This window comes from Chromobacterium sp. CCUG 30098 (assembly GCF_059916605.1).
Map to the genome: position 1 here is coordinate 234,913 of NZ_JAUCGS010000001.1, position 12,916 is coordinate 247,828.

The 12,916-nt window shown below is 65.3% G+C and carries 12 protein-coding genes; 4 read left to right on the top strand and 8 right to left on the bottom strand.

The genetic code is table 11. From position 1 onward, the window contains the following. Positions 1-95: 95 nt before the first annotated feature. Positions 96-1,304 carry a benzoate/H(+) symporter BenE family transporter gene (locus QUG03_RS01115; protein ID WP_500819183.1) on the bottom strand — a complete coding sequence of 403 codons (1,209 nt, stop codon included), beginning with the start codon at positions 1,302-1,304 and terminating at the stop codon, positions 96-98. A gap of 115 nt (positions 1,305-1,419) precedes the next feature. Here QUG03_RS01115 and QUG03_RS01120 point away from each other — a divergent pair, with 115 nt between their 5' ends. After that, positions 1,420-2,847, top strand: coding sequence for an aminotransferase-like domain-containing protein (locus tag QUG03_RS01120; RefSeq protein WP_500819184.1), 1,428 nt, complete (start codon positions 1,420-1,422; stop codon positions 2,845-2,847). A 49-nt stretch (positions 2,848-2,896) separates the two neighbouring features. Here QUG03_RS01120 and aroG read toward each other — a convergent pair whose 3' ends face one another. From aroG to QUG03_RS01150, 6 genes are all read right to left on the bottom strand, one after another. After that, positions 2,897-3,958, bottom strand: coding sequence for a 3-deoxy-7-phosphoheptulonate synthase AroG (gene aroG, locus QUG03_RS01125; protein WP_235085726.1), 1,062 nt, complete (start codon positions 3,956-3,958; stop codon positions 2,897-2,899). Between the two features lie 232 nt (positions 3,959-4,190). Beyond that, the gene (gene dksA, locus QUG03_RS01130) at positions 4,191-4,601 is read right to left on the bottom strand and encodes an RNA polymerase-binding protein DksA (protein ID WP_019102526.1); all 411 of its coding nucleotides are present in this window, start codon (positions 4,599-4,601) and stop codon (positions 4,191-4,193) included. 284 nt (positions 4,602-4,885) lie between these two features. Further along, entirely contained in the window at positions 4,886-5,191 is a 306-nt protein-coding gene (locus tag QUG03_RS01135) for a c-type cytochrome (protein WP_107801226.1), read from the bottom strand. Between the two features lie 92 nt (positions 5,192-5,283). Next, positions 5,284-5,865 carry a YggT family protein gene (locus QUG03_RS01140; RefSeq protein WP_107801225.1) on the bottom strand — a complete coding sequence of 194 codons (582 nt, stop codon included), beginning with the start codon at positions 5,863-5,865 and terminating at the stop codon, positions 5,284-5,286. 8 nt (positions 5,866-5,873) lie between these two features. After that, positions 5,874-6,677 (bottom strand): pyrroline-5-carboxylate reductase, encoded by an 804-nt coding sequence (proC, locus tag QUG03_RS01145; RefSeq protein WP_107801224.1) that lies wholly within the window; start codon positions 6,675-6,677, stop codon positions 5,874-5,876. 53 nt (positions 6,678-6,730) lie between these two features. Then, a complete protein-coding gene (locus QUG03_RS01150) occupies positions 6,731-7,423 on the bottom strand; it encodes a YggS family pyridoxal phosphate-dependent enzyme (RefSeq protein WP_227105727.1) in 693 nt (230 codons plus the stop codon). Between the two features lie 268 nt (positions 7,424-7,691). On the opposite strand from QUG03_RS01150, the gene QUG03_RS01155 reads away from it, so the two are divergent. Together QUG03_RS01155 and QUG03_RS01160 are read left to right on the top strand one after the other, a co-directional pair. Then, a complete protein-coding gene (locus tag QUG03_RS01155) occupies positions 7,692-8,729 on the top strand; it encodes a type IV pilus twitching motility protein PilT (RefSeq protein ID WP_043589321.1) in 1,038 nt (345 codons plus the stop codon). Between the two features lie 46 nt (positions 8,730-8,775). After that, positions 8,776-9,912, top strand: coding sequence for a PilT/PilU family type 4a pilus ATPase (locus tag QUG03_RS01160; protein WP_048412756.1), 1,137 nt, complete (start codon positions 8,776-8,778; stop codon positions 9,910-9,912). A gap of 141 nt (positions 9,913-10,053) precedes the next feature. On the opposite strand, the gene QUG03_RS01165 is transcribed toward QUG03_RS01160, so the two are convergent. After that, positions 10,054-10,641 carry a TetR/AcrR family transcriptional regulator gene (locus tag QUG03_RS01165; protein WP_107801222.1) on the bottom strand — a complete coding sequence of 196 codons (588 nt, stop codon included), beginning with the start codon at positions 10,639-10,641 and terminating at the stop codon, positions 10,054-10,056. Positions 10,642-10,975: 334 nt separating this feature from the next. Here QUG03_RS01165 and QUG03_RS01170 point away from each other — a divergent pair, with 334 nt between their 5' ends. Further along, positions 10,976-12,892: a sensor domain-containing diguanylate cyclase gene (locus QUG03_RS01170; RefSeq protein ID WP_488876710.1), complete on the top strand. Its 1,917-nt coding sequence runs from the start codon at positions 10,976-10,978 to the stop codon at positions 12,890-12,892. The last annotated feature ends 24 nt before the right edge of the window (positions 12,893-12,916 follow it).

Below are 12,916 nucleotides of genomic sequence, written 5' to 3' on the forward strand. Positions count from 1 at the left end.
AGGGTGGGCAGGGTCCGCCCGGTTCGGTCGCCGCGCGGAATATTGTATCCAGTCCCTTAACTTATCATGCCCGCCGCCGGGCTGCCAGTGCCGGTTCAGCCGCGCTGGCCGACGGCGGCTTCGGCCTGCCGGGCCTTGGCCGGACGCAGGATCAAGGCCACCGCGCCGCCGGCCAGCAAGGCCCACAGCGGCGCGCCCAGGCCGGCGATGCTGACGCCGGAGGCCGCCACCACGAAGGTGATCAGCGCCGCTTCGCGGCGGCTCTCGTCGCTCAGCGCCGCGCTCAAGGAGGACGCCAGGGTGCCGAATAGCGCCAGCCCGGCGGCGGTGGCCACCAGCGCCTTGGGCAGGGTCAGGATCAGGCTGGCCAGCGCGCCGCCGGCCGCGCCTATCGCCAGATAGAGCGCGCCGCAGATCACGCCGGCCACGTAGCGGCGTTTGGGATCGGGGTGGGTTTCCGGCCCGGTGCAGATGGCGGCGGTGATCGCCGCCAGCACCACGCCGTGGCCGCCGAAGGGCGCGGTCAGCATGGACACCGCGCCCAGCAGCGACACCGGCGAGCGGGCCGGGATGCGGTAGCCGGAGGAGGCCAGCACCGCCATGCCGGGCAGGAATTGACCGGTCAGCGCCACCAGCGCCAGCGGCAAGGCCAGATTGAAGAAGGCGCTCCACGACCATTGCGGCGCGGTGAACAGCGGACCGCCGCCGCCTCCGCCGTGGGCCGGCAGCGGCTGGAACAGGCCTTGCGCCGCCGCCAGCAGCAGGCCCAGCAGGATGGCGGCCGGCAGCGCGTAGCGCGGGAAGAAGCGGCGGCCGACGAAGAACAGCGCGGCCATGCTGACCACCAGCAGCGGATCGTGGCCGGCGGCGCTGGCCAGTTCGGCGACGAAGCGGAACAGGATGCCGGCCAGCATCGCCGCCGCCAGCGCGGCGGGGAACACCTTCATCAGCCGGTCGAACAGACCGCTGACGCCCAGCAGGGTGACGATGGCGGCGGCGGCCAGGAAGGCGCCCACCGCCTCGCCGTAGGGCACGCCGGGCAGGGCCGCCAGCAGCAGGGCCGCGCCGGGGGTGCTCCAGGCGGTGATCACCGGCGCCTTCCAGCGCCAGGACAGGTAGAGGCCGGCCACGCCGGAGCCGATGGACACCGCCCAGATCCAGGAGCCGAGCTGGGCCGGGGACAAGCCGGCGGACTGGGCGGCGTGGACGATGATGAGGAAGGGACCGGAATAGCCGACCAATAAGGCCAGCGCCGCGGCCAGCGCGGCGGAGGGCGACAGGTCGCGCCAGAAGGTGGACGGCATGATGCGCTTTCTTGCGATGAAAAGTAGGGCCAGCCTAGCGCAAGCGCCGCGCCTCGCCTTCCCACAGCCGACGCAAACAGTTTATGCTGCGCACAATCTGTTCTATATAACAGCGATGACTGATTCCCTGTATCTACGCATTGCCGCGGACATCGAGCGCGGGCTGGACAGCGGCGAGTACCCGCCCGGCAGCCGGCTGCCCTCGGTGCGCCGCCTGGCCGCCCTGCACGGCGTCAACGTCTTGACCGCGCTGGCGGCTTACCGCCATCTGGAGCGCCGGCAACGCGTCAGCGCCCGGCCGCGCGCCGGCTTTTTCGCCGCCTTGCCCAGCCGCGCGCAGCAGGCGCATGCCCGGGACGACGGCTTGCCGTCGGCGGCGACCCTGGTGCGGGTGGACAGCCGCATGTCGCAATTGATCGAATGGTCGGGCCTGGACATCGGCACCCAGCTGCACATGGCGGAAGCGCACGGCAGCATGTATCCGGCGGCGGCGCTGGCGCGTCGGCTGCAACAGACGCTGAACCAGCGGCCGGAGCTGATCGGCGCCTATCTGCCGCGCGGCGAGCAGGCGCGGCTGCATCGGCTGGTGTGCGGGCTGGCGGCGCAGTGGCAGCTGGCGCTGGAGCCGGACGCCATTCTGTTCACCCACGGCATCACCGAGGCGATCAGCCTGTCGCTGCGCTTGCTGACCCGGCCGGGCGACACCGTGGCGGTGGAGACGCCGGTGTACTTCGGTCTGCTGCAAACCCTGGAGGCCCTGGGACTGAAAGCGCTTGAAATCCCGTGCACGCCGGACGCCGGCCTGTCGCTGGAGGCGCTGGAGTTCGCCTTGCGCCACGGACCGGCGCCGCGCTGCCTGGTGACGGTGACCAATTTTCAGAATCCCACCGGCGCCTTGATGCCGGACGAAGCCAAGAAGCGTTTGTTGCAGCTGGCTTACCGTCACGGCCTGACCATCATCGAGGACGATGTGTTCGGCGAGCTTTACTTCGGCGAGCAGCATCCGACGCCGCTGAAGGCCTGGGACAGCCGCGGCGAGGTGATTTACTGCTCGTCCTTCACCAAGAGCTTCGCGCCTTCGTTTCGTCTGGGCTGGTTGTCCGGCGGCCGTCATCACGCGGCGCTGGCGCGGCAGAGCAATAGCAGCAGCCTGGTGAGCTCGGCCTTGTATCAGGGCTTATTGGCGGACGTGTTGGCCGACGGCGACTACGCGCGTTTCGCCGAGCGTTTGCGGCGGCAATTGGCGCGGCAGATGGGCCAACTGGCCGACGCAGTGCTGGCGGCCTTCCCCAAGGGCACGCGGCTGCGGCGGCCGCAGGGCGGTCTGCTGCTGTGGGTGGAATGTCCGGAAGGGCTGGACGCGGGCCGCTTGTTGGAGCGGGCGCTGGCCGAATCTATCAGTTTCGCGCCGGGCCTGGTGTTTTCCGCCGAGCCGCGTTTCGGCCACTGCCTGCGGCTGAACTTCGGCCAGCCGTGGTCGCCGGCGCTGGCGCGGGCGATCGCCACTCTGGGCCGCCTGGCCGGCGAGCAGCTGAGCCAATGAAAACGGCGGAGCGCATGCTCCGCCGCGAGGCTGTCGGCTTGGCGCCGGCTCAGTCTTGACGCGCGCGGCGCGCCTTCACCGCGTCGGCCAGCGTGGTCAGCAGTTTTTCCGTGTCGTCCCAGCCGATGCAGGCGTCGGTGACGCTCTGGCCGTAGGTCAACTCGCAGCCCGGCTTCAGGTCCTGGCGGCCTTCCACCAAGTGGCTTTCCACCATCACGCCGAAGATATTGGCGTTGCCGGCGGCCAGCTGGCCGGCGATGTCGTCGGCCACTTCCATTTGACGACGGTAGTCCTTGCGGCTGTTGGCGTGGCTGAAATCCACCATCAGCTTTTGCGGCAGGCCCACGGAGACCAGTTCCGCCGCCGCGGCGCTCACGTGCTCGGCCGAGTAATTGGGTTCCTTGCCGCCGCGCAGGATCACGTGGCAATCCGGGTTGCCGCCGGTGGAGACGATGGCGGAGTGGCCGGTCTTGGTCACGGACAGGAAATGGTGGGGCACGCTGGAGGAGCGGATGGCGTCCACGGCGATCTTCAGATTGCCGTCGGTGCCGTTCTTGAAACCCACCGGGCAGGACAGGCCGGAGGCCAGTTCGCGGTGCACCTGGCTTTCGGTGGTGCGCGCGCCGATGGCGCCCCAGCTGATCAGGTCGGCGAAGTACTGCGGCGTGATCATGTCCAGGAATTCGGTGGCGGCCGGCATGCCCATGTCGTTCAGGGTCAGCAGCAGACGGCGCGCGATGCGCAGGCCGCTGTTGATGTCGAAGGATTCGTTCAGCAGCGGATCGTTGATCAGGCCTTTCCAGCCGACGGTGGTGCGCGGTTTTTCAAAGTAGACGCGCATCACCACCACCAGCTCCTGCGACAGCTTGTCGCGCAGCGGCGCCAGCTTCTTGGCGTACTCGATGGCGGCTTCGGTGTCGTGGATGGAGCAGGGGCCGATCACCACCAGCAGGCGGTCGTCCTCGCCGCGCAAGAGCGCGGAGATGTCGCGGCGGGCGGCGTAAATCACCTCGGAGGCGGCCTCGGTGATCGGCAGTTCGTACAGGTGGGCGATGGGCGGCAGCAATTCCTTGATTTCGCGGATTCTGACGTCGTCGGTCTGGCGTTGCATAAAGGCGGCTTCCTTGCTATTTCAGTTTTTGCATAGCAGCAAGATAACCGGATTCCACGACGCTAGACAAGCGGCCGGCCTGCTTTAATGCCCTAAATTCATACTAGATGATCGTTAGGGATAAGCTATCGGCTCCCGATTTATCTGCTTGTTTTTCTTGGACGGGGAACAGGTGGACATGAAAAACGCCCCGGATGCGGCCAGGGCGTTTTGCGGGCGAGAACCGGAACGGTCAGTCGGCGTACTGACGCTTCATGCGTTCGCGGCGTTCCTGGGCTTCCACCGACAGCGTGGCGGTGGGGCGGGCCATCAGGCGGCGCAGGCCGATCGGTTCGCCGGTGTCTTCGCAGAAGCCGTAAGAACCGTCTTCGATCTGGCGCAGCGAGGCCTGGATCTTTTGCAGCAGCTTGCGCTCGCGGTCGCGGGTGCGCAGTTCCAGCGCGTATTCCTCTTCCAGCGTGGCGCGGTCAGCGGGATCCGGCGTGGCTTCCTGCTCTTGCAGGTGATTGGCGGTCGCATTTGCGTTAGAGAGCAACTCCTGCTGCATCTGCAACAACCGGTCTTTGAAAAACTCAAGATGGTCGGCGTTCATGTAATCGTCGCCGGTCCAGTTGAGGATATCCTGTTCGGTTAGTTTGGCCATAATAGGTGCTTCCAGCATAGAGTTGGCAACAGGCGGAGAAGATTACCGGCGCCCCGCTATTTCTGCAACTGTCTTAGGCGCTTAGGTGATATTAACTCCCTGCTGCTGACAATCGGTATAGCGTTGTTTCACTCCGGTAACAAGCCTGAGGCATCGTTAAAAGGGTATTGGCGCAACAGGCTAAGACATAAAATGTCCCGGACAGTTCAAAGGCGGCAATCCGCCGCCTTTTTCCGGGAGCCGGCGCGCCGTGCGGCGTGCCGGGTTTCTAGCGTCGGGATGGCTTATTTCAGCGACAGCACCCATTTGGCCAGCGCGCGCAGGTCCGCGTCCGGGATGTTCGGATGCGGGGTCATCGGCACCGGGCCCCACACGCCGGAGCCGCCGTTCTTGATCTTGGCCATCAGCATGGCTTCCGCGCCTTTCTGGCTGGCGTATTTCTTGGCCACGTCCTTATAGGCCGGACCGACGATCTTCTTGTCCACCGCGTGACAGGCGGTACAGCTGTATTTTTGCGCCAGCTGCATATTGGCGAAGGCGGGAGCGGCGGCGGCGCTCAACAGGGCGGCGGCGAGCAAGGCTTTTTTCATTGGAAGTCTCCTGGTGTGGTGATGCAAATCGGTTGCCAAACGAGCGGCCGCAAAGCGCGGCCGCGAAAAAATATGACAAATAACCTGAATTGCTACAGTACTACCTTGAGTTGGGTCAAGAAGCTTGCTTCCAGCATGCGCACCGGCAGCATCAGGATCACCTGGATGATCAGGAGCAGCACCAGCGGCGACAGGTCCACGCCGCCGATATTGGCCTTGCGGAACGGGCGCAGGAAGGGCCGGGTCAGCGCGTCCAGCACCGGCATCAGCGGGTTGTAGGGGCTGACCCAGCTGAGCACGGCCTGAACGATGACGCTGCCCATCAACAGGGTCAGCGATTGCTTGAACACTTCCAGCAGCGACAGCAGCGACAGCGCCACCCAGACTTGCGGAAAGGTGAAGACTTCCGGCACCGAGCTGAGCAAGGTGACCAGTACATTGGACAGCAGCGCCACCAGCCAGGCCAGCAACATGGTGGCGCTGTCGTAGCCGCGCATCGCCGGCACCAGCTTGCGCAGCGGCAGCACCGCGAAATTGGTGGCGGCCATCACGAACTGGCACAGCGGGTGTTTGAACGGCGCGCGCGCCACTTGCAGATAGAAGCGTAGCAGCAGCACCAGCACGAACAGGCCGCAAAGGGTGTGGATCAGAAAGCGCAAAGTGTCGAAGAACATGATGTGGCTTAGTCCTGGCTGAGTTGTTGGCCCATTTCGATGGAGCGGTCGCGGCAGTCCAGCGTGCCGGCGATGATGGCCTGCTTGACGCCTTCCGCCTCAAAGCGGGCGATGGCGCGTTCGGTGGTGCCGCCCTTGGACATCACATTGGTGCGCAAGGCGGCCACGGACAGCGGGCTTTGCTTGGCCAGTTCCACCGCGCCTTCGAAGGTGGCCAGCACCAGCCGGCGCGCTTCCGCTTCGGAAAAGCCGGTTTGCTGGGCGGCTTCTATCATGCTTTCGATGAAATAGAACACATAGGCCGGGCCGCTGCCGGACACGGCGGTGACGTCGTCGATGCGCTGTTCGTTTTGCAGCCAGACGGTGATGCCGGCCGCCTGCATCACGGTGTTGGCGTCCTGGCGGTCGTCTTCGCTGACGCCCACCGAGGCGAACAGGCCGGACACGCCCTTGCCTATCATCGCCGGGGTGTTGGGCATCACCCGCACCACGCGCTTGCTGCCCAGCCAGCGGCATAGCGCGTCCAGGCGGATGCCGGCGGCGATGGAGATCACCAGCGCGCCGTTGAGCCTGGGCTCAAGCTCCAGGCACAAGTCGCGCAGATGCTGCGGCTTGACCGCCAGCACCACGATGTCGCCGATGCCGAAGGCGTCCGGCAGCGCCGCGCCGCCGCTGACGTCGTATTCCTGGCGCAGCCGTTCCACTTTGCCGGCGTCCGGGTCCACCACGTGGATGCGATGCGCCGCCTGCTTGATCAGGCCGGCGATGATGGCGTTGGCCATATTGCCGCCGCCTATGAAGGTAATCCGCATGCTTTTTCCTTATAAACCGGCCTGAAACCGCTATCGTTTCAAGCCGATGTCATTCAATGATAATGGCGCGCGCCGAAAATGGCCGTGCCCACCCGCACCAGGGTGGCGCCTTCGGCGACGGCGACGGCCATGTCGGAGGACATGCCCATGGACAGCGTGTCCAGCGCCAGCCCTTCGGCGATCAGGCGTTCGCGCAGCCTGCGCAGCTGGGCGAACTGAGACGCCAGTCGCGCCGTGTCCTCCGTGGGTTCCGGGATGCACATCAGGCCGCGCAGGGTTAGACGCGGCAAGGCCGCCACCGCGCGCGCCAATTCCAGCGCCTGTTCCGGCGCGCAGCCGCTCTTGCTGGCCTCGCCGGACACGTTCACCTGAATGCACACGTTCAGCGGCGGCAGCGCCGCCGGACGTTGCGCCGACAGCCGTTCCGCGATTTTCAGCCGCTCCACCGAGTGGGCCCAGTGCGCCAATTCCGCCACCGCTCGGGTTTTATTGGATTGCATCGGGCCGATGAAGTGCCATTCGATCTCCAGGCCGGCCAGCGCCTCGGCCTTCTGCTGCAATTCCTGCACGTAGTTTTCACCAAAGGCGCGCTGGCCGGCAAGATAGGCTTGCTCGATGTCCGCGGCGGGGAAGGTTTTGCTGACGGCCAGCAAGCGCACCGATCCCGCCGGACGGCCGGCGGCGTGTTCCGCGTCCGCCAGGCGTTGGCGGACTTGCTGCAAGGGTTGGGAGATGGAGTCTGTCATGGCGTCGAGAAATGGTTTGCTGCGGGCGGTGAGGCTTGTTGCCCGGGTTTGGGGTTTCTACAAAGAATCATGGCCGCGCATCATTAATAATATGGGGTGACGGCGATATCCCAAATGGCTGAGTTGAGCTTACAATCAGCGCCAGAGCCGGAAATGCCGGGGTCTCGTTCGGGCGCGTCGCCGACGCGGGCGGTTCTTCATTATTTTTCAAGTGGTCGCCTGGCGGCTGAAACCATGGCGGCGGCGCAGTCATCGTGGAGATTATATTATGGAAATTTCGGAGCTCTTGGCCTTTACGGTCAAGAACAAGGCGTCCGACCTGCACCTGTCCGCCGGGCTGCCGCCGATGATCCGGGTGAACGGCGACATCCGCCGCATCAACCTGCCGCCGATGGACCACCATGACGTGCACGACATGGTGTACGACATCATGAACGATTACCAGCGCAAAATCTTCGAAGACACCTTCGAGTGCGACTTTTCCTTCGACCTGCCCGGCATCGCCCGTTTCCGCGTCAACTCTTTCGTGCAGAACCGCGGCATGGGGGCGGTGTTCCGGGTGATTCCGTCCAAGGTGCTGTCGCTGGAGCAGCTGGGCGCGCCCAAGATCTTCCAGGAAATCGCCGCCTTTCCGCGCGGGCTGGTGCTGGTGACCGGCCCCACCGGCTCAGGCAAGTCCACCACGCTGGCGGCGATGATTGATTTCATCAACGACAACCACTTCTCCCATATCCTGACCGTGGAGGATCCGATCGAGTTCGTCCACGACAGCAAGAAGTGCCTGATCAACCAGCGCGAGCTGGGCTTGCAGACCCACAGCTTCGCCAATGCGCTGAAGTCCGCCCTGCGCGAAGACCCGGACGTGATCCTGGTGGGCGAATTGCGCGATCTGGAAACCATACGCCTGGCGCTGACCGCGGCGGAAACCGGCCACCTGGTGTTCGGCACCCTGCACACCAGCTCCGCCGCCAAGACCATAGACCGTATCGTCGACGTGTTCCCGGCCGGGGAAAAGGAGATGGTGCGTTCGATGCTGTCCGAATCGGTGCGCGCGGTGATCGCCCAGACCCTGCTCAAGACCAAGGACGGCAGCGGGCGGGTGGCCGCGCATGAAATCATGCTGGGCACCCCGGCGATCCGCAACCTGATCCGCGAAAACAAGATCGCCCAGATCAACTCCATGATCCAGACCGGTCAGCAGCACGGCATGCAGACGCTGGACCAGTGTCTACAGGAGCTGGTGCGGCGCAATATGGTGTCGCCGGCGGACGCCAGACAAAAGGCCGCCAACAAGGATCAATTCTGAGCGGGCGCTGCGCTACACTAGAAACGGCGACCCGCGGGACCTCATCATGGAAAAAGACCAGGCTTCCAAGTTCATACTGGATCTGCTGAAGCACGCCACCGGCAAGAACGCCTCCGATGTCTTCATCGCCGCCGATTTCCCGCCGGCGATGAAGATAGACGGCAAGATCACACCGGTGGCGCCGCAGCCCCTGTCCGCCCAGCACACCAAGGAATTGGTGCGCGCGGTGATGAACGACCGGCAGACCGAGGAGTTCGAAACCAAGAAGGAGGCCAACTTCGCGATCAATCCGCCGGGCCTGGGGCGCTTCCGCGTCAGCGCCTATGTGCAGCAGGGCCACGCCGGCATGGTGTTGCGCAAGATCAACACCGAAATCCCCACCTTCGACCAGCTCAACCTGCCGCTGGTCTTGCGCGACATCGCGCTGATCAAGCGCGGGCTGGTGATCTTCGTCGGCGGCACCGGCTCGGGCAAATCCACCTCGCTGGCCGCGCTGGTGGACTGGCGCAACAGCCACAACCACGACCACATCATCACCATCGAAGATCCGATCGAATACGTGCACCAGCACAAGAAGTCCATCATCACCCAGCGCGAGGTGGGCGTGGACACCGATGATTGGGACATCGCCTTGAAGAACACCCTGCGCCAGGCGCCGGACGTGATCCTGATGGGCGAGATCCGCGACCGCGAAACCATGGGCTACGGCTTGCAGTTCGCCGAAACCGGCCACCTGTGCCTGGCCACGCTGCACGCCAACAACGCCAACCAGGCGCTGGACCGCATCCTCAACTTTTTCCCCGAGGAGCGTCATCAACAGGTCTTGATGGATTTGTCGCTGAATATGCGCTCCATCATTTCCCAGCGGCTGGTGCCGATCAAAAGCGGCCGCGGCCGGGTGGCGGCGGTGGAAATCCTGCTCAACAGCCCGCTGGTGTCCGACATGATCTTCAAGGGCGAAATCGCCGGCCTGAAGGAAGTGATGGGCCGCTCGCGCGAGACCGGCATGCAGACCTTCGACCAGTCCTTGTTCGAGCTGTACGAGGCGGATCTGATCAGCTACGAGGACGCTCTGCGCAACGCCGACTCCATCAACGATCTGCGGTTGAAGATCAAGCTTTACAGCGAAGGCTCCAAGTCCAGGGACCCGCTGGAAGGCATAGACCACCTCGACATCGTCTAAAGAGGCCGTTTCCTGCCTGCTGCGCTGCGCGAGATCTCACGCGGCGGCTAGGCCTCAGCACGTTCACGCGCCGCGCGCTCCTTCCGTTTCTTCCGCCGCAAGGTTTTGTCTCGCGCTTGTCCGCGAGGTTTTGAACGGGTTCTACGCCCGGGCTTGCAGGGCCAGCGCCGCCGCCGCGGTTTTCAGCAGCCGGTCGGACAGCGTCTCGTCCGAGATGGCGCGGGACAGCAGCAAGGCGCCCACCATCAGGGCCAGGCAGGCTTCGGGCGCCAGCGCCGGCCGCGAGCCGGCCGCCGTGTCGCATTGTTGCGCCTGGCGCAGCGTGTGCAGCAGCGCCTGCAAGCCTTCGGAAAACGCCTGGCGCGTGGCTTTGTCGTGGCGGGCCAGCTCCCCGGCCAGCGCGGCGGCGGCGCAGCCGGAGTCAGGAAAGTCGCGGTGCGCCGCGCTCAGATAATCCTTGGCCAGCCGTTTCAGCCCGGCGCCGTTGGGCGCCTGCTCCAGTTGGGCCTGCCAAATCTCGTTCATGTCCAGCAGCGCCTGGCGACAGGATTGCGCCACCAGATCGTCCTTGCTGTGGAAGTGGGCGTAGAAACCGCCGTGGGTCAGTCCCAGATCGGCCATCAGATTGGCGATGCCGACATTGGCCACGCCTTCGGCTCGAAAACGCAGCGAGGCCATGGTCAGGATCCGTTGACGGGTTTCGGTCTTGTGAGTTGAGCTGTAGCGCATCGTTGACCTTCCTGTTCGGCTAGAGGGTGACGCAACGCAATGACGAAGCGGTGATTCCGTTTTAGATGATAGCTATCATTTATTCAATCGCGATGTGAATCAGCAAGATAGCCCGCCCGTCCCCTGCGTGCGTGGCAGTCAAGAAAGCCAAGGAATGACGGCGGAATTTATCCAATATATCTATATTGACTAAAAAGCGGCGTTTCCCGCCTTGCTCCCCGTTCCGGGGACGGCCCGGAACACCGGTCGCGCTCAAGCCGGCGCGCGGGGGACGGATGGTTTCCCCCATTCGCCGGCCGTCGCGGCTGTGCGCTGAGGGAGGGTGGAGACAAGCATGCAGCGATGGAGGGATGCCGCCGCGGGCTTTTGGGCGGCCGCATGGCGGCAGCTGAGCGTGGCCGCGGCCTATTGGGGCTTGGCGCGGCTATTGATGGCCGGCTTCATGAATGCGGAAACCTGGCTGACACCGGCCTGGTTTCCGGCCGGTCTGGCGATGGCGGTCGCCTTGCGCGGCGGCCAGCGCTACGGCATGGGGCTGGCGGCGGGATCTTTGCTGTTTAGCCTCTTGTCGCGCCAGTTGCCGCTGGCGGACGCCTTGTTGATCGCCGGCGCCAATACGGTGGGCAGCTTGTTGGGCGCCTTGCTGGTGCGCTACCGCTGCGGCCGGCGCCTGCCCTTGCACAGCCTGTCCTATGTCCAGGCCTTCATCGCCGGCGCGGCGCTGGCCGCGGCCATCGCCGCCATGGGCGGCACGGCGGCCCTGCTGCATGGCCAGCCGCAACTCTTATTGCCGCTGGGGCGTCACTTCATCGCCTGGTGGCTGGCGGACCTTGCCGGCATTTTCAGCCTGACGCCCTGTCTGCTGCTGTTGAGGCGCGCGGTGACAGGCGAAGGCCACGGCGGCCTCGGCTCGCTGGACGGTTTGACCGCCTGGCTGACCTTGCTGGTCGCCGGCCTGGCCATGCTGGGCATAGACGACAGCACCGGACGTTATGCCGCCCTGCCTTATTGCTTCAGCCTGCCTCTGCTGTGGTTCGCGTTTCGCCAGCGCTTGCGGCTGGCCCATGGCCTGTCGCTGGGGATTTTGCTGCTGGCTCTGGCCGGCGGCGTGTCCGGCCACGGCGCTTTCGGGCACGGCGAGCAGGCATTGCTGACTCTCAGCATGCTGATGCTGATCCAGACCACCACCTTGCTGGTGTTCGGCGCGCTGGCGGTGGATCTGCGACGCACCGAGGCCAGGCTGCGCGGCGTCAACCGCCAATTGGAGGGCAAGGTCCGCGCCCGGACCCGCGAACTGGCGGACAGCGAGGCGCGTTTGCGCCTGATGGCCGACGCGGCGCCCTTCCCCTTGGCGATGAACCGTTTGCAGGGCGGCGAACTGATCTACGCCAATGCCCGCGCCGAGGAGTTGTTCCGCGAACGTCTGGCGCCCGGGCGGCCGCTGCGGGTGCAGGACTTCTACGTGGATCCAACCGAGCGCGAGCGCGTGTCCGCGCTGCTGCGCGTAGGCGGTTGCGTGCGCGACCGCGAAGTGCGGCTGCGCGCCGCCGACGGCCGGGAGTTCTGGGCGCTGATCTCCTGTTCCGTGGTGAGGGCCGACGACGGCTGGTTTGTGATCAACGGCGTCAACGACATCAGCGAGCGCAAACAGCTGGAGCAGGATTTGCTGCAGGCCAACCAGGCGCTGCGCCAGAATCTGAATGAAATAGAACTGCTGCAGCAGGGCTTGCGTGAGCAAGCATTGCGCGATCCGCTGACCGGCCTGTTCAACCGCCGTCATCTGGACGATATTCTGCCGCGCATCCTCAGCCATATGCTGGCGGTGCACAGGGACGTGGCGGTGTTGATGGTCGACGCGGATCATTTCAAGCAGATCAACGACCGGTATGGCCACCCTTGCGGCGACGCGGTGCTGACGGCGCTGGCGGCGCATCTGAGCGACGCCTTCCGCAGCGGCGACATCGTTTGCCGCTACGGCGGCGAAGAGTTCTTCATCCTGCTGCCCGGCGCGTCGCTGAACGACGCCTACGCCAAGGCGCGCCAGCTGTGCCACGATGTGCGCGTTCTGCCCATCGTGGCCGGCGGGCACGATATCCGCGTCACCTTGTCGGTGGGGCTGGCGCTGTGCCCGCTGCACGGCACCGACGCCGGCAGCGTGGTGGCCGCCGCCGACGCGGCCTTGTACCGCGCCAAGAAGGAAGGGCGCGACCGGGTGTGCGTGGCGGATCCCATGCGTCCGCTGGTGTCCTGACGCTCCGGCTTGGCGGCCTGGCGC

What these genes read in the sequence shown, in the direction of transcription:
- QUG03_RS01165 (WP_107801222.1), bottom strand. Translation starts at nt 10,641, where the DNA reads ATGCGCTACAGCTCAACTCACAAGACCGAAACCCGTCAACGGATCCTG.
- dksA (WP_019102526.1), bottom strand. Translation starts at nt 4,601, where the DNA reads ATGGCCAAACTAACCGAACAGGATATCCTCAACTGGACCGGCGACGAT.
- QUG03_RS01135 (WP_107801226.1), bottom strand. Translation starts at nt 5,191, where the DNA reads ATGAAAAAAGCCTTGCTCGCCGCCGCCCTGTTGAGCGCCGCCGCCGCT.
- QUG03_RS01160 (WP_048412756.1), top strand. Translation starts at nt 8,776, where the DNA reads ATGGAAAAAGACCAGGCTTCCAAGTTCATACTGGATCTGCTGAAGCAC.
- QUG03_RS01155 (WP_043589321.1), top strand. Translation starts at nt 7,692, where the DNA reads ATGGAAATTTCGGAGCTCTTGGCCTTTACGGTCAAGAACAAGGCGTCC.
- QUG03_RS01140 (WP_107801225.1), bottom strand. Translation starts at nt 5,865, where the DNA reads ATGTTCTTCGACACTTTGCGCTTTCTGATCCACACCCTTTGCGGCCTG.
- QUG03_RS01170 (WP_488876710.1), top strand. Translation starts at nt 10,976, where the DNA reads ATGCAGCGATGGAGGGATGCCGCCGCGGGCTTTTGGGCGGCCGCATGG.
- aroG (WP_235085726.1), bottom strand. Translation starts at nt 3,958, where the DNA reads ATGCAACGCCAGACCGACGACGTCAGAATCCGCGAAATCAAGGAATTG.
- QUG03_RS01150 (WP_227105727.1), bottom strand. Translation starts at nt 7,423, where the DNA reads ATGACAGACTCCATCTCCCAACCCTTGCAGCAAGTCCGCCAACGCCTG.
- QUG03_RS01115 (WP_500819183.1), bottom strand. Translation starts at nt 1,304, where the DNA reads ATGCCGTCCACCTTCTGGCGCGACCTGTCGCCCTCCGCCGCGCTGGCC.
- QUG03_RS01120 (WP_500819184.1), top strand. Translation starts at nt 1,420, where the DNA reads ATGACTGATTCCCTGTATCTACGCATTGCCGCGGACATCGAGCGCGGG.
- proC (WP_107801224.1), bottom strand. Translation starts at nt 6,677, where the DNA reads ATGCGGATTACCTTCATAGGCGGCGGCAATATGGCCAACGCCATCATC.